The 15,009-nt window shown below is 64.0% G+C and carries 14 protein-coding genes and 1 tRNA gene; 5 read left to right on the plus strand and 10 right to left on the minus strand.

The window, feature by feature from the left end; all coding sequences use genetic code 11:
- Positions 1-29: 29 nt before the first annotated feature.
- From IE113_RS01685 to IE113_RS01695, 3 genes are read left to right on the plus strand one after another with little or no spacing between them, the layout of a single operon-like run.
- Positions 30-2,219 carry a TonB-dependent receptor gene (locus IE113_RS01685; protein WP_189538685.1) on the plus strand — a complete coding sequence of 730 codons (2,190 nt, stop codon included), beginning with the start codon at positions 30-32 and terminating at the stop codon, positions 2,217-2,219.
- A gap of 3 nt (positions 2,220-2,222) precedes the next feature.
- Complete coding sequence (locus IE113_RS01690; protein ID WP_189538686.1) at positions 2,223-3,752, plus strand: hypothetical protein; 1,530 nt, start codon at positions 2,223-2,225, stop codon at positions 3,750-3,752.
- Complete coding sequence (locus IE113_RS01695) at positions 3,749-4,519, plus strand: hypothetical protein (protein ID WP_189538687.1); 771 nt, start codon at positions 3,749-3,751, stop codon at positions 4,517-4,519. Before IE113_RS01690 ends, IE113_RS01695 begins: the two co-directional genes overlap by 4 nt.
- A 100-nt stretch (positions 4,520-4,619) precedes the next feature.
- On the opposite strand, the gene bioB is transcribed toward IE113_RS01695, so the two are convergent.
- Positions 4,620-5,636 (minus strand): biotin synthase BioB, encoded by a 1,017-nt coding sequence (gene bioB / locus IE113_RS01700; protein ID WP_189538688.1) that lies wholly within the window; start codon positions 5,634-5,636, stop codon positions 4,620-4,622.
- Positions 5,637-5,750: 114 nt separating this feature from the next.
- Between bioB and IE113_RS01705 the strand changes: the two genes are divergently transcribed.
- Positions 5,751-6,407 carry a GntR family transcriptional regulator gene (locus tag IE113_RS01705; protein ID WP_229822059.1) on the plus strand — a complete coding sequence of 219 codons (657 nt, stop codon included), beginning with the start codon at positions 5,751-5,753 and terminating at the stop codon, positions 6,405-6,407.
- Positions 6,408-6,449: 42 nt separating this feature from the next.
- On the opposite strand, the gene IE113_RS01710 is transcribed toward IE113_RS01705, so the two are convergent.
- Positions 6,450-6,848 carry a metallopeptidase family protein gene (locus IE113_RS01710; RefSeq protein WP_189538690.1) on the minus strand — a complete coding sequence of 133 codons (399 nt, stop codon included), beginning with the start codon at positions 6,846-6,848 and terminating at the stop codon, positions 6,450-6,452.
- A gap of 85 nt (positions 6,849-6,933) precedes the next feature.
- Between IE113_RS01710 and IE113_RS01715 the strand changes: the two genes are divergently transcribed.
- Positions 6,934-7,024, plus strand: a tRNA-Ser gene (locus IE113_RS01715).
- A gap of 267 nt (positions 7,025-7,291) precedes the next feature.
- On the opposite strand, the gene IE113_RS01720 is transcribed toward IE113_RS01715, so the two are convergent.
- The 8 genes from IE113_RS01720 to IE113_RS01755 form a co-directional block, all read right to left on the minus strand.
- Positions 7,292-7,660 carry a hypothetical protein gene (locus IE113_RS01720; RefSeq protein WP_189538691.1) on the minus strand — a complete coding sequence of 123 codons (369 nt, stop codon included), beginning with the start codon at positions 7,658-7,660 and terminating at the stop codon, positions 7,292-7,294.
- A gap of 1,028 nt (positions 7,661-8,688) precedes the next feature.
- Complete coding sequence (locus IE113_RS01725; protein ID WP_101797242.1) at positions 8,689-10,197, minus strand: efflux transporter outer membrane subunit; 1,509 nt, start codon at positions 10,195-10,197, stop codon at positions 8,689-8,691.
- Positions 10,194-10,904, minus strand: a complete 711-nt coding sequence (locus tag IE113_RS01730; RefSeq protein WP_094473001.1) for an ABC transporter ATP-binding protein — start codon at positions 10,902-10,904, stop codon at positions 10,194-10,196. Before IE113_RS01730 ends, IE113_RS01725 begins: the two co-directional genes overlap by 4 nt.
- Position 10,905: 1 nt before the next feature.
- A complete protein-coding gene (locus tag IE113_RS01735; RefSeq protein ID WP_094473000.1) occupies positions 10,906-12,111 on the minus strand; it encodes an ABC transporter permease in 1,206 nt (401 codons plus the stop codon).
- Positions 12,108-13,259, minus strand: coding sequence for an efflux RND transporter periplasmic adaptor subunit (locus IE113_RS01740; RefSeq protein WP_101797241.1), 1,152 nt, complete (start codon positions 13,257-13,259; stop codon positions 12,108-12,110). Before IE113_RS01740 ends, IE113_RS01735 begins: the two co-directional genes overlap by 4 nt.
- Positions 13,256-13,858 (minus strand): TetR/AcrR family transcriptional regulator, encoded by a 603-nt coding sequence (locus IE113_RS01745; RefSeq protein WP_101797240.1) that lies wholly within the window; start codon positions 13,856-13,858, stop codon positions 13,256-13,258. The genes IE113_RS01740 and IE113_RS01745 overlap by 4 nt, the downstream gene beginning before the upstream one ends.
- 209 nt (positions 13,859-14,067) lie before the next feature.
- A complete protein-coding gene (locus tag IE113_RS01750) occupies positions 14,068-14,256 on the minus strand; it encodes a S24 family peptidase (protein ID WP_207759220.1) in 189 nt (62 codons plus the stop codon).
- A gap of 122 nt (positions 14,257-14,378) precedes the next feature.
- Entirely contained in the window at positions 14,379-15,002 is a 624-nt protein-coding gene (locus IE113_RS01755) for a plasmid pRiA4b ORF-3 family protein (protein WP_101797239.1), read from the minus strand.
- Positions 15,003-15,009 lie beyond the last annotated feature (7 nt).

A 15,009-nucleotide genomic window follows, 5' to 3' on the forward strand; every position in this document is an offset into this window, starting at 1 on the left:
ATGCGTCAAAGTCCACGGGGAGGATTACCATGACTGCCAACCGCACCTACCGCGCAGCTGCCGTGCTGCTGCTGTCCGGAATTTCCGCGCCTGCCCTGGCGCAGGCCGATGCTGCCGAGCCGACCGGCGGCCTGAGCGAGATCGTCGTCACGGCCGAGCGCCGCGAACAGAACCTGCAGGACATCCCGATTTCTGCGACCGTGTTCAGCGGCGAGGAACTGCAGAAGAAGGGTGTCACCAACCTCAACGACATTCAGCAGGTTGCCCCGTCGATCGCGATCAACACGTTCAACCGCTCGACCTTCATCAACATTCGCGGCGTCGGCATTGCCCAGTCCGCGCCGACGTCGAACCCCGGCGTCGCCTATTACATCGACGGGCAGCTGATCCCGCACGAACAGTTCATCGGCCACAGCTTCTACGATATCGAATCGATCGAAGTGCTGCGCGGTCCGCAGGGCACGCTGACCGGGCAGAATTCCACCGGCGGCGCGATCTATGTCCGCACGCCCAATCCGAACTTCAACGAAACCTCGGCGGTCGGCGATTTCAGCTATGGCAACTACAACCGCGTGCGCGCGATGGTCGCGGGCAGCTTTGGCGGCGAAGACGTCGCGATGCGGCTGGCCTATGTCCACGAAGAGCGTGACAGCTATACCCGCAACATTGCCGCCAATGCGCAAAGCCAGCCGGGCAACCTCAACATGGACGCGCTGCGTGCCAACTTGCGCTTCCGCGGCGCCGATGGCCGGCTGAACATCAACCTGCGCGCCGAATACTTCAACGTCCAGACCGACAACAACGCGGTCAAGCGCCAGGGAGACACGGTCAGCACCGATCCGTTCGTGATCCAGGAGGACGCACGGTCCTATCAGGACCAGGCCGGTTACCGCGTGTCGGGCGAAGTCCGCTATGACCTGTCGGACAGCGTCCAGGTCCGCAGCCTGCTGTCGTGGCAGGATGGCTATACCCACGACCAGACCGATGGCGACCGCACCGCGACCGCGCTGGCCGTGCCCGCGAACCTGCCGACCAGCGGCGCCAACCGCGCGCTCTATCCGGGCCGGGTCAGCCGCGGCGACACCGTGTTCGAAACCCTGCTGGCCGAAGTGAACCTGCTGTCGACCGGTGACGGGCCGCTCAGCTGGGTGGTCGGCGGCTTCCTGATGGACGAGGACGTGCCGGTCACCCTGCTGCGCGACAACCGCAACACGCGTGATTTCCTGATCTCGTCCAGCGACATCATCACCCATGCCAAGAACACGTCCTATTCGATGTTCGGGCAGGTGAACTACTTCGTGACCGACCAGCTCGAAGTGCTGGTTGGCGGGCGCTACAGCTGGGACAAGCAGGTCTATACCCGCTTTGCCGCGGCTGGTCCGGCGCTCAACCCGCCCGCCGTCGGCACGGCCAGCACGGAACAGCTCACCGGCAAGATCGGCGTGAACTATCACTTCAACGACAACGGGATGATCTATCTCTCGGCGTCGAAGGGCTACAAGGCGGGCGGGGTCAACCTGACGCCCAACACCCCGAACTTCATCCCCGAACGCAACTTCGTCTATGAAGCCGGGTTCAAGACCGAGTTGCTGGACCGGCACCTGCGCCTGAACGGCAGCCTGTTCTATTCGGATTACAAGGACATCCAGCTGTCCAGCCTGGTCGGCGGTCTGCCGGTCACGCAGAACGCGCTGGCGGGCCGCGCCAAGGGTGGCGAGCTGGAGCTGACCGGGCAGTTCGGCGGCCTCAGCTTCAACGCCGGGGTCGGCTACCTCGATGCCAAGTTCGCCAACTCGGCCTGCATTTCGGACACCAACGCGCCGGGCACCGACGCGGGCTGCCCCGCCAACCTGCGGTTCGTGCCGAAGGACCGGGTGCTGCCGTTCTCGCCCGAATGGACCGTCAACGCCGGGGTGCAGTACACCTTTGCGCTGGGCGATGTGGACGTGACCCCGCGCGTGCAGTGGTCGCACCTCGCCAGCCAGTACGCCACGCCGTTCCCCAGCGTGAACACGCTGGTTCCGGGGCGTGACCTGTTCGATGCCCGCCTGACGCTGGACTTCGGCACGAAGTACAAGCTGGAAGGCTTCATCAACAACATCGGCAACAAGAAGTACGTCGCCACCCAGATCCAGAACAGCTCCAGCGCGGACGGCGGGATCATCTATGGTGCGCCGCGCACTTTCGGCGTCCGCCTGAAGGTCGAAATCGGCAAGTAAGCGATGCCGCGCGGCCGCCCTTCCAGCGCGCTGCGCCGCCGGTTGCTCCTGTTGGGGCTGCCGGCGGCGGTGCTGGCCGGGGCGGCCACGCAATCTGTGCGCGTCGGGGCAGACGCGCCCGACCGCTGGTGGTCGCCGGGCGAGGGCCGGGTCTTTCCCGCGACGCTCGATTACACCAACGATCACGGCACGATCCGCACGCTGGTCGTCGATGGCCCGATCGAGACGAAGGGCCATCCCTTTTTCGAACCGATCGGCACCAATGGCCGGGCCTGCGTCACCTGCCACCAGCCCGCCGACGGGATGAGCCTTTCGGCCCGCACCGCCCGCGAACGCTGGGACGCGACCGGGGGCAAGGACCCGCTGTTCGCCGCCATCGACGGGTCCAACTGCCCGACCCTGCCGCAAGGGGAGCGGGCCTCGCACTCGCTGCTGCTGGAACGCGGATTGCTGCGGATCGAGCGCCCGTGGCCGGTGCGCAGCTTCAACGGCAAGCCGGTCAAGCCCGACTTCCGGATCGAGGTCGTGCGCGATCCCAACGGGTGCAACAGCGGCCCCGGACGCGGGCCGGAAGCCGGCAACATCTCGGTCTATCGCCGCCCGCGCCCGGTCGCTAACCTGAAATACCTGCTCGCGGTCGGGTTCCCGTTCGATCCCAAGCAGGGCTATGCGCTGCCGCTCGATCCGGATGACGGCAAGCCGCAATCGGGCAACCTGATGGCCGACAACCGCGCCGGCAACCTGCGGCTGCAGATGGAAGACGCCGCCGCCAGCCACTTGCAGCTGATGGGCAAACTGACCCCGCAGCAGATCGACCGGATCCGGGACTTCGAACTGCGGATCTATGCCGCGCAGCAGGAATCGGTGCAGGGCGGGGCGCTCGATACGCTGGGGGCGGAAGGCGGCCCGGTGAAGCTGCGCGACAGCCAGCCCGGTGCGCTGGGCAGCATCGGCACGCCGGTGTGGAGCGAATTTGCCGCGTGGGACCGGATCAGCCCGGCCGATGCCGCCCGCCTGACGCCGGAGCAGCTGGCTTTCCGCCAGTCGGTGGCGCGCGGGGCGCGGGTGTTCCGCGACCGCACGTTCCTGATCTTTGACAGCGCCGGCATCAATTCCCGAATGGGGTTCGGCAACCCGGTGCGCAATTCCTGCGTGTTCTGCCACAACATGACGCAGATGGGGAATGACGTGGCGCCGGGGCAGGTGGACCTTGGCACCACCACCCTGCCGTTCGCCGATCCGTGGGACGATCTGCCGCTGTTCCGCGTGACCTGCCTGGGCGAACCGCATCCGCACTATGGCCGGGTGATCCTGACCTATGATCCGGGCTTTGCGCTGACTTCGGGCAAGTGCGCCGACGTTGGCAAGATCACGCTGCAATCCATGCGCGGGCTGGCGGCGCGCGCGCCCTATTTCTCCAACGGGCTGGCCAAGGATCTGCGCGCCGTGGTCGACTATTACGAGCGGCGCTACAACATCGGTTATACCGAGCAGGAAAAGCAGGATCTGGTGAACCTGATGAGCGTGCTGTGAAATCCGCCGCAACCCTGCTGGCGCTGCTGGCGCCGCTCTCCGCCCACGCTGCCGAGACGGGCGCGCTGGTGCGGTTCGTCTCCTGCCCGGTCTACCGCGACGCGGACAGCGGCAAGAAATCGGGCTGCTGGCTGGCGGACGATCCGGCCACCGGGCTGCGCTGGGATGTCAGCCATTCGCCCTACAAGCCCGATGTCGGCATGGGCGTGCTGGTCGAAGGGCGCGTCAGTGCCGAAGCTCCCACCGCCTGCGGCGCCCCGGTGCTGGAACCGGTGCGCACGTCCCGGCTGGATACGCCCTGCGTGCGGCACGTGCTGCCGGCAGAAGGCTATCCGGGGCGCAAGTTCAAGCTGCCGCCGCGCAATATCCAGCCGCTGTCGGTCGCCCGCCCGGTGCCGCCCGGCCCCTATTCGGAGCGGACCTTCGTCACCTATTTCGAGTTCGACCGCGATTTCCTGGTCTATCAGTACGACGATTTCATCATCGATAACGCGGTGACCTGGCTGCGCGCGGCCAAGCCGAAAAAGCTGATCATCACCGGCTATGCCGCGACCCAGCCGGAAACGGTGACGGGGCGGAAACTGGCCGAACGCCCGCAAGTGGCCCAGCAACGCGCCGATGCGATGGCCGAGACGCTGTCCCGGCTGCTGCCCGGCCTGCCGATCGAAACCCGCGCGAAACTGGCCGCGCAGCCGACCGACCATCCGGACGCCGACGGCATCCCCGGCCAGTCGCAGCGCCGGGCGGAAATCCGCGCGGTGTTCTAGGCGGCGGCTGTCAAACCACCCGGCAGGCGCGGCAGTGTTGGCAAGCCTGTCGGTGTTTCTCGCCTTCGGCGCCGGATTACATCGCCGGGTAGCGCGCCCTTCATTCTGCAGCTGAGGCGCGCATCGGCTCATCGCCTTGCAGCGGGGCCAGACCCAGCCGCGCGAACAGGTCTGCGTCGCGGCTGTCACCGGCATTGGGCGTGGTCAGCAGCCGGTCGCCGGTGAAGATCGAGTTCGCACCGGCCATGAAGGCCAGCGCCTGTGCCGCGTCCGACATCGATTCGCGTCCGGCGGAGAGGCGCACCATGCTGCGGGGCATGGTGATGCGGGCCGCGGCGACCGTGCGGACGAATTCGATCTCGTCGATCCGGGCCAGCGGCGTGCCTTCCAGCATGTCGCCCAGCACCGTGCCCCTGATCGGGATCAGGGCGTTGACCGGCACGCTTTCCGGATGGCGGGGCAGGGTGGCCAGCGCATGGATGAAGCCCACCCGGTCGGCGCGGGTTTCGCCCATGCCCACGATCCCGCCGCAGCACACGTTGATCCCGGCTTCACGGACGTGATCCAGCGTATCCAGCCGGTCCTGGAACGTGCGGGTGGTGATGACGCTGGCGTAATGCTCCGGGCTGGTATCGATGTTGTGGTTGTAATAATCCAGCCCGGCCTCTTTCAGCGTGCGGGCCTGGTCCTCGCTCAGCATCCCCAGCGTCATGCAGGTTTCCATGCCCATCGCGCGTACCCCCTGAATCATTCGCACCAGCGCGGGCATGTCGCGATCCTTGGGGTTGCGCCACGCAGCGCCCATGCAGAACCGCTGCGATCCGGCGCCCCGTGCCTCTGCGGCGCTGGCCAGCACGGCATCGACGTCCATCAGCTTGGCCGCGGTGACGCCGCTCGCGGCATGGGCCGACTGGCTGCAATAGCCGCAGTCCTCAGGGCAGCCGCCGGTCTTGATCGATAGCAGGGTGCACAGCTGCACCTCGCCCCGGCGATGATGCGCCCGGTGCACCGATTGGGCCTGGAACAGCAGTTTATCGAACGGCAGCTCGAACAGCGCGGCGATTTCCGCGCGGGTCCAGTCGGTGCGGCAATCGGCATCGGTCCGGTCGGTGGGCATGGCTTGGTCCTTTTATCGATAATCTGCGGGGTCGCTGCGGTGGGCATTGCGCTGTATGGGCGGGGTCATGGTGGCGTCAGCAAGATTCGCGATTGATTATCGATAATGAATGGCGTGACCCTTCCCGGTGATGAGGGCGGTCTGGTCGACCGGATCGCGCAGGCTCTGCTTGGGCGGATCCTGCACGGCGAATTCGCCCCGCAGCAGCGCTTGCGCCAGGACGATCTGGCGCGCGAATTCGCGGTCAGCCAGGGCACCATGCGCGAGGCGTTCCGCCGGCTTGAAGCCATGCGGCTGGTCGAATCCCTGCCCCGTCGGGGTGTGCGCGTGGCCGCGCTGGATGCGGCGGCGGAGCGTGAGATCGCCGCCATGCGCGGCGCGCTCGAAGTGCTGGCCCTGCGATCGATCGTCCGCCCGCCGGGGCGGGATCATCTGCGCGCGCTGGAGGCGGTGCTGCGCCGCGCCGATGCCGCGCCTGACGTGTTCGAGAACGAAGCCGCCAACCGTGAGTTTCATGTCGGACTGGCCAGGCCCTGCGGTATGCCCCGGCTGATCGCGGCGATTGCCGAACTGAACCTCGCCTATTCCTGCCACGTCTTCGCATCGGCCCGGGGCACGCCGTGGAAGCCGCGTTACAATTTCGATCACTGGCGCATTTTCGAAGCCTATGCCCGGGCCGATCTTGACCAGGCCTCGGCCTTGCTGGCCCGCCACATCAATGCGGTGGACCGGGTCAGGCCCGCACGAACCGCGCCGGGTCGCAGCGGCTGATCATCGAGGGTGGAGGCGCTGCGCGCCCGGCGTGCATGCGCTTCAGGCGTCGGCTTCCAGTGCCTCGATATCGTCGTCGGACAGCCCGAAGTGATGCCCCACCTCGTGAATCAGCACGTGGGCCACCAGCGTTTCCAGTTGCTCGTCGCCCCGCGCGATCCACTCATCCAGGATCGCCGCGCGAAACAGCCTGATCCGGTCGGGCATCGTGCCAGAGGCATGATGTTTCTCGCCGACCGGAATCCCTTCGTACAGGCCGGTCAGCTCGAACGGATCGGCGATGCCCAGATCGGCCAGCGTATCGGCATCGGCAAAATCCTCGATCACCAGCAGCACCCCGTCCAGATGTCCGGCAAACGGCTCTGGCAACCGCGCCAACGCCGCGCGGGCCATGGTTTCAATCTCGTCAAGCGAAGGGGCCAGGCCGAATGTGCGTGTCATGCCGGCCAAGATAGCGACTGCCGCCGCATCAGCAACGCTTGCACGATCCCCGCCCCGGCGCTAGGGCGCGCTTTCCAGTGCATGCGGAGCGGTGGCCGAGTGGTCGAAGGCGCTCGCCTGGAAAGTGAGTATACGTCAAAAGCGTATCGAGGGTTCGAATCCCTCCCGCTCCGCCATTTAACCCATTGGAATCATTCTATTTCATGGGTTGAGATCGAAAAATCCCGTTTGTTTCAAGGGTTATAGGCAAAGGGCTCTCCACCGGGTTAGGCCTGATATGCCCCTGACATGCTCTCTCTCTGCCGATATTCTCCAAAGCTCTCGACTACACCGATTTTAGTGTAGAGCTTTATCGCATTGAAAATATGCAGATATTCTGGCGCGCCATTTTGGGGTCAGAACCGAGATTCACCTCAAAAACCGTCCCGGTTCCAACCACTGCATCAACGCAAAGCTTGGGCGATGATCAGCGCCAGGGCCATAATCGTGATCCACGGCCAGGGCGTTGCCCAGGGTGACCGCGCCGTCATCTGCTCAAGCTGGGCAATCGCCATTTGAACGCTGGCCTGCTGAAAGTGCAGATCCTTGAGGGCCGCTTTCATCACGCCGGTCTCGACGTAAGTCGAGGCGTCGTCGGCCAGAAGCTCGACCTCCTCAAGCAACCGAAGCACCTCCCGCAGTCGAGGAACTGCGCTCGGATCAGGCGTACCGAGCAACGCCATGGCCTCCTGATGCTTGCTCTTGGCTAGCGTCAGCATGTGGCTGATGTGTTCAACAGCAGCGTCAGGCAGGTCTGGATCGGCAGCCTCCATGCCCTCCGGTTCCGCTTCGCTCCACCTGCGGCCAGCCATGGCACCAGAGCCGGTTTTACACTAACAAACATAGCGGACCACTCAGTGGGGGCCGGTCAGGAGCGGGTGAAGGGAAGCCAATCGTCGGCTCAATATATTGATAGATCGTATTAATTTTTACACCGCAGCCTTCTGAGGCCCCCAGATGAGCCCCTTCATCAGCCGGATGCCTGTGGAAAACGTGGGACAATGTGGGTCAGATTTGAACTTGCGACCTTCTAATCAGATTCGCATGATTGAAGTCTGAAAAATGTATCGCTTTTCCAGCGGCATAACGATCAACTTATCTGATCCGATTGGTCAGTCGGATTTGATTGAGAAGCTGCCATGCGCACGTTCCGACATTTTCTTGTTTAATTTCATTGCAATATCATGGCGACCTGTCGCGTAGGGTGTGCCTATGTTTCGAGCTTATAAGATCGAGACCGGTCTCTAAGCTCGACGATGAAATCGACATCTCGCTTAGACTGAGTGTGGGATCGCCCCGCGCAGGGTCGTCGGAGGAATTCAGATGTCCGTTTTGAGCAACTACGTCGGTTGGTGGGTAGCATGTCGATCGCCAGAAAGCGGACAAGGTTACCAGTCAACCTGGATGGCTGAATTTTAGACTTTCCTGCCGTCCGACGGCGAGGTGCCGAACGGCGGGTTTCGCCAATATCCGACGACGAGCGCTTGGCCAATGCTGCCGGCATCCCGCCAACAACTGGGCTGGTTGCCAAATAACGGGTTCTTGACCACGGCCGAGCTAAAGCTGCAAGCCGACTCTAAGGAAGCTGCCGCAGGGCGCTTCGCGCCTGCAACTTGGTGATTTGCTGAACGGCGAGTTTTCAGGGTCGCGCGAGTTTCCGGCGTGACGGCGAGGGAAATAGGTGCTCGGATCGACGAGGCTTTCGGTCAATGTTCCCGAACCGCTCGCCACACGGAGATGATCTGCTGGGCGCCGGGAGGCATAGTTCCATTTACTGGCGGCATTAGGCAAAGATCAAAGGCTACTCCGTGACCTCAGCTGGAACTGGCCCGCCCCCCATCGCAACATAGAAGGCGGCGCTGTTTGCCAGACGGTCGGCCCGGGCCGCGATCACCGCCAGCTGTGCCCGCTCTGCCTGCTGGGCGGCGATCAGAACCTCGACATGGCTTGCCGCGCCAAGCTGGTAGCGTCGCTGCATCGTCTTCAGCGATCCTTGAGCAGCAGCAGCGGCGCTGGACTGCGCGGCGAGAGCGTGGGCGTCGGTGTCCACCGCCACCAGCACATTGGCCACGTCGCGCAAGGCCTTCAGCACCGCCTCCTTGTAATGGGCCGTGGCAGCATCGAACCCGGCAAGCGCCGCCCGTTTTTCATGAGGAAGGCCGGAGTTGAAGAGCGGCTGGGTCAACTGCCCGATGATATTCCAGACAATCGACTGGCCGCCGAACAGCGCGTCGCCCGTCAGCGCCTGCGTGCCCAGCGTCGCGCTGAGGTTCAGTTGCGGATACATCTGCGCCACGGCCACGCCGTAATCCGCGTTGGCGGCATGGACCATGGCTTCGGCCGCCAGAATGTCGGGCCGTTGGCGAACAAGCTGCGAAGGCACAACCAGCGGCAAATCCTGCGGCAAGGTGAACTCGCTCAGCGCGAAATCGGGGACACCGCCCTGGCCGGGTGCCCGGCCCGCCAGCGTGGCCAGCAGATGTTCGGTTTCCGCCAGTTGCTGCCTGAGCACGGGAAGCCCGGCCCGGAGCTGCTCAGTCTGTGTGTCCAGCGCCAGCACTTCATCGGCGGCGGCATTGCCCAGCCGCAGCCGAGCGCGGGCAATATCGCGTTGTTCTTCGATGTTGGCGAGCAGCGCCGTGGTGCTTTCGATCTGCGCGGCGATCTGCGCTCGCGCGAAAGCAGCGGTCGCAATGTTGCCCGCCAGCGTCAGCCGGGCGGCCTGCAATTCAAACCCCTGCGTGTCGGCGCGCGCTGACAGCGCCTCGATCGCACGGCGATTGCTGCCGGCCGGGTCGAGATTGTAGCTGACCGTGACGCCGGCGTTGTAAAGGCTGAATTCGCGGGGGTCCTGATCCTGCCCCAAGGCTCCCGGATTGAACCGCTGACGCTGCGCCGATGCACCGATTTCGGCCTGCGGCAACTGCGTCGATCCGGCGCGGGCTTGCTGCAGCTCCTGCGCCTGCCGCAGCGTGGCTTGCGCGGCGGCCAGTGTGGGACTGTGCTGCAAGCCATCGGCAATCAACGCATCGAGCCGCGGCGATCCGAAGGTGCGCCACCATTCCGCTGCCACCGGCATTCCCGGCACAACCCGCTGGGCGCTGTCCACTGCGGAAGGAGCCGGCGTGACGAGCGCGTTGTCGGCATGGGACGAATAGGTTTCGGACACCGGCGGCGCGGGCCGTTCGAAATCCGGCCCCGCAGCGCATCCGGCCAGCACAACCATCAAGGCAAGGCTGGCGGCATGGCGGGTGGCCAAGACCGGCTTTCCTGATTGCGGCAGCGGCGTGTGGTTTTTGCCAAGGGTCATGAGATGGGCCGTCCTTCACCCGCTTCTTCGGACGTGATGCCGTCCCGGATATGATAAATTCGCTTGAAGGTCGGAATGATCTTTTCGTCATGGGTGACGATGATGATGGCGGTCTGATATTTTTCGGCCATCTCATTCAGGATCCGCATCACCGCCATGGCGCGTTCGGAGTCCAGCGGCGCCGTCGGCTCGTCAGCCAGGATCACCGGCGGGCGATTGATCAGACCGCGCGCGATGGCGACGCGTTGCTGTTCCCCGCCCGACAATTGCGACGGCATGGCCGCTGCCCGGTGGTGCACATCCAGCGCGGTCAGCAATTCCAATGCGCGCGCGCGGGCTTCGGCATTGGGCAGCCCGGCCAGCATCGGCAGCAGCGCGACATTGTCCACCACATCGAGAAACGGGATCAGATAGGGTGCCTGAAACACGAAGCCGATCTTGTCGCGGCGCAGCGCCCTCAGGTCGGAAACCTTCCAGCCATCATCGTAAATCACCTCGCCGCCCAGCGTCATGCGGCCTGCGGTCGGATCGATCACCGCGCCAAGGCATTTGAGCAGCGTGCTCTTGCCCGATCCCGAAGGGCCGATCAGACCAACCACTTCTCCCGGCGCAACCTCCATATCGACATGCTTCAAGGCATCGACAGCGGTGTCGCCTTCGCCGTAGCGTTTTCTCAGTCCTTCGATGCGAATGCCAAGCGCTGTCATCTCAGCCTCCGATCGCTTCGGCCGGATCGACCTTCAACGCCATCCTGATCGCAATCAGGCTGGCGAGCGCGCAGATGATCATCACCGCGATGAAACCGGCGATGGCATCCATCGGCAACAGCAGCACATATTTGGGGAAGTATGGCGCGGCGAAAGTGGCGGTGATCTTGCCCACCGCAAAGCCGATTGTCCCAAGCGCAAGGGCCTGCTGGAGGATCATCCCCGCGATCGTGCGGTTGCGCGTGCCGATCAGCTTGAGCACCGCGATCTCGCGGATCTTGTCCATCGTCAGCGAGTAGATGATGAAGGCGACTATCGCTGCGCTGACGATCGACAGGATGGCCAGAAACATCCCGATCTGCCGTGATGAGGTGGCGATCAGCTTGCCGATCAGGATGTCTTCCATTTCGGCGCGGGTGTGGACAGTCAATCTTTTCCAGCGGCGGATCGCCTGGGCCACAGCTTCGGCATCGCCGCCGGGCGCAAGCCGCACCAGAATGGCGTTGACCGACGTGCTGCTGGCCTGGGAGGCATCCACCGCATCGAGGATATCTGGCTGTCCGGGACGATTGAACGCCGGGTTGGCCGCAGTTCGCCTACGGTTCTGCCAGATGGCTTCATTGTCCTTCAGGAACTGGGCCTCCTGTGCATCCTTCAGCGGAATGAACACCATCGGGTCGCCGCTGGACGACACCATGCGGCGCGTCAGCCCGACCACCTGATACCGGTTGCGGCGAATGGTGATCTCATCCCCCAGCCCAAAGCCCGAGGCAATATCGGCGACGGCCTCGTAATGGCCCCGCGTGATCTGGCGACCTTCGACCAGATAGGATGGCCAGCCCGGCGATCCCCATGCCGCGCCGGGCATGATGCCCACCACCATCGCCCTGACGTCGGTCTCGCCTTGGCGGACCTGCATCGTCAGATAGGTGACATTGGCAGCCTCGGCGACACCCGGCATGGCCAGCACGGTGCGGTAGAGATCATCACTGATGCTGGAGGATTCCGCGTAGGGACCAAGCGTGTCGCGCTGCACCACCCACAGATCAGCACCGCTGTTATCCAGCAGTGCCTTCCCGTCATCGACCATGCCGCGATACACCCCGGCCATCACCAGCGTTACCCCGATCAGCAGGCCGAGGCCAACGCCGGTAAACACGAACTTCCCCCAGCTGTGGAGGATGTCCCGCCCGGCAAGGCTGATCACGGCGTGACCCCGGGAATGCGATCAACAACGCTGATATTGCTGTTTGGGCCGAGCTCCTGCTCGCTGTAGACGATGATCGTATCGCCATCGTCCAGCCCTTTGAGCACCTGAACGCGCCCGCCCAGATCGGCCTTGCCGAGTTCGACCGGCACAAACACAGGGTCCCCGTCGTCAAGTTTCCATACGCCGATGCGGTCACCCATCCGCCGGATTGCGGCATTCGGCACAACCGGACCCTTGGCAATCGGGGCAAGGTCAAGCGTGACTTCGGCAAATTCGCCAAGCGGGGGGAGCGGCGTGGGAAGCGTGTCGAACACCACCTTGATCAGGGTTTCCTCCGTGATCGGATCGGCTCTGGGCTCGATGCGTAGCACCCGGCCATGCAGAACCTTCCCATCGCTCGATCGCAATTGCACTCGCGCCGGCAATCCAGCCCGCAGCCCGGCCGAACTCACCTGATCGATCCGGACATCGACCCACAGGCTCGCCGGATCAATGATTTCGATGACGGTCTGCCCACCGGCCACAACCGTGCCCGGCTCTACCTCTCGCAGCGTGACAATTCCCGATGCCGGCGCAATGAGGCGCAGGTTGCCGCGTTGCGATTGCAGCCCGGAAAGGTCTGCGCGCATCCGCTCCAGATTGGACCGGGCGTTCGCGGCCGCAGCCTTGGCCGCCACCAGTTCCTGCCGTTTGGCGGCCAGCACCTCTTCGCTGGTGGCACGTGCGGCCAGCAGGCTTTCATAGCGGCCTGCCTCGCTTGCGGCATAGGCTTGCCGGGCGGTGGCCTCGCGAACAGCCGCCTCGGCACCCTGCATGGCCGATGCTTGCGCGGCCATCCGGTCATCCAGATCGACCGGATCCATCTCACCAATAGTCTGGCCTGCCACCACACGGTCACCGACATTGACGGTCAGGCTCCTGACCCGGCCCGCAAACGTCGGCCCGACGCGGTAGGTGCGTTCGGCATCGATCGTGCCAACCCCGAACAACGCCGGGCGCAGCGACTGGCTCTCCACCTTTGCCGTCGTGACCGCAATCGGCGCCAATGGGCCGGAACGCAGCGCCACATAGGCCAGCAGAGCGCCGAGCACGGCTATGACAGCGATCAGCGCCAGTTTGCGGCGCTGCATGGCGGTGATGTTCATGGGCGCACCGCGACTGCGCGGCGGAACAGCGCGAATACGCCCGGCGCTTCCCGACGGATAAGTTGCACGTCACCGGCCAGCAGCGATTGCATCACCAGCCCCTGGATCATTCCGATGAACAGCGTGCCGAGCGCGGCCGTGTCGTTACCCTGCTCCAGCTGCCCGCTTGACTTGCCGTCCTCGATCACAGTGACGAGCCGCTCGCGGTAACGTCGCAACATCTTGTGCGCCACGCGCTTGGGCGCTGTCATTTCGGCCCGCTGCAATTCCCCGAACAGCATCCGAGGGACGCCGGGATGTTCCACGAAAAAGCCGACATGGGCCATGAACATTGCTTCAAGCGCATCTAGCGGCGTTGGCGCGCCGTGAGATGCCTTGTCGATCCGCGCCAGCAACCGATCCGCCACCCAATCCATGACCGCCTCAAGGATGGCTTCCTTGGTCGGGAAATGCCGGAACAGCGCCCCTTGCGTGACCCCCATGTGTGCAGCGATCGCGGCGGTCGTGATGTCGCCGGGGTTTTGCTGCGCCGCCAGCGCCACCACGGCCTCGACAGTGACGGCCCGTCGATCGTCAGCTGGCATATATCTGGTCTGCATGAGTCGCGCCTTAGATAGTAATCAATCACTATTTTTTAGGATCGGGTAAGCGCCACGTCAAGGCGTAGATGAGCCGATTGCATTACCAGGAAGCAATCGATTTGCCGCGGGTGACGGCCCATCACACATCAGCATCGACAGGATGGCCATAGTGAGTAGTTACGATCTAGTGCGGTTTCCATCCATTCCGGCGAGTGGCGGATGCCGGATCAGGCGCCGCGCATGGACTCCCCGGCCGCACGCACAAAGAAGGTTGCGGCCGGCCGCCGCACCAGATGCTCGTTCAGGTCGAGCTTGCCCTCGATGTGGTCATCGGCCGGGCTTGGGAAGCCAGCCTCTACAGGCGAGCCAAACAAAGGCAGTTCGAGCGGGGTGGGATATTCGACGAAGCGCAGCACTTTTCAGGTTCCAGGATGAATGGAACATAAAAAGAACACTGTTGCTGTGATTCGTCAACGGATGCGATCAGCCCGTGCGGTAAACCCGCCGCAGGGGTGGCGCTGTCCGCGCCCCAGGCCTTTCAGTCGTTTGCCGGCTTCAGAATACGCTTGGCCGCCGCATTGCGGCGTGCGGCAATCCGGCCGAGCGCCACCTCGATCGGAAAAACATCCAGCTCGTCAGGGTCGTATTCGTCCAGCCACTCGCTAATCTCGGCATGGTCCGGATGGGTTGGATCCGCCCTGGCTTCCAGCATCTCGTAAAAGCCGGGAATGCCTCCGCAATCCTCGGGCGGGCAATCTCGCTCGCCGCCAATGTAGCGGGGATAGGCCTTGCCGGGATCACCGCGACGAACATCACTGATAACGAGCTCGTGTTCCCAGTTGTCGCCGAAGTCGTAAGTGTAATCGATCGGCGTGATGCCCGGGCCAATGACGTCGCGCAGACGGGTTCGCGAGGCGGGCTTGCGCGGCGCTTTGCCCCAGTCTTCGTCCATGGGCAGGCCATAGGTCTGACCGCCGATGACGAACTGCCACAGGTGATAGTCAAGCCAACCCATGCTGACCTGAACGATATCATGCAGGACCTTGAGGGTGATCGAGGTCGGAACTTCAACCTCGCGCCAGATCGGCGGGTCAGAGTCCTTGAGCATGATGTGCAAGGTGGCGATCTCGGTGAAGCTATCGACGGCGCGGGCGTTGGTCATGCTGCCT

The sequence above is a fragment of the Novosphingobium arvoryzae genome, assembly GCF_014652615.1.
Taxonomy (GTDB): domain Bacteria; phylum Pseudomonadota; class Alphaproteobacteria; order Sphingomonadales; family Sphingomonadaceae; genus Novosphingobium; species Novosphingobium arvoryzae.

Bases quoted from the DNA above. Each gene is read 5' to 3' on its own strand.
- IE113_RS01720 (WP_189538691.1), bottom strand. From the start codon at position 7,660: ATGGAGGCTGCCGATCCAGACCTGCCTGACGCTGCTGTTGAACACATC.
- IE113_RS01730 (WP_094473001.1), bottom strand. From the start codon at position 10,904: ATGACAGCGCTTGGCATTCGCATCGAAGGACTGAGAAAACGCTACGGC.
- bioB (WP_189538688.1), bottom strand. From the start codon at position 5,636: ATGCCCACCGACCGGACCGATGCCGATTGCCGCACCGACTGGACCCGC.
- IE113_RS01685 (WP_189538685.1), top strand. From the start codon at position 30: ATGACTGCCAACCGCACCTACCGCGCAGCTGCCGTGCTGCTGCTGTCC.
- IE113_RS01740 (WP_101797241.1), bottom strand. From the start codon at position 13,259: ATGAACATCACCGCCATGCAGCGCCGCAAACTGGCGCTGATCGCTGTC.
- IE113_RS01745 (WP_101797240.1), bottom strand. From the start codon at position 13,858: ATGCAGACCAGATATATGCCAGCTGACGATCGACGGGCCGTCACTGTC.
- IE113_RS01710 (WP_189538690.1), bottom strand. From the start codon at position 6,848: ATGACACGCACATTCGGCCTGGCCCCTTCGCTTGACGAGATTGAAACC.
- IE113_RS01755 (WP_101797239.1), bottom strand. From the start codon at position 15,002: ATGACCAACGCCCGCGCCGTCGATAGCTTCACCGAGATCGCCACCTTG.
- IE113_RS01725 (WP_101797242.1), bottom strand. From the start codon at position 10,197: ATGACCCTTGGCAAAAACCACACGCCGCTGCCGCAATCAGGAAAGCCG.
- IE113_RS01690 (WP_189538686.1), top strand. From the start codon at position 2,223: ATGCCGCGCGGCCGCCCTTCCAGCGCGCTGCGCCGCCGGTTGCTCCTG.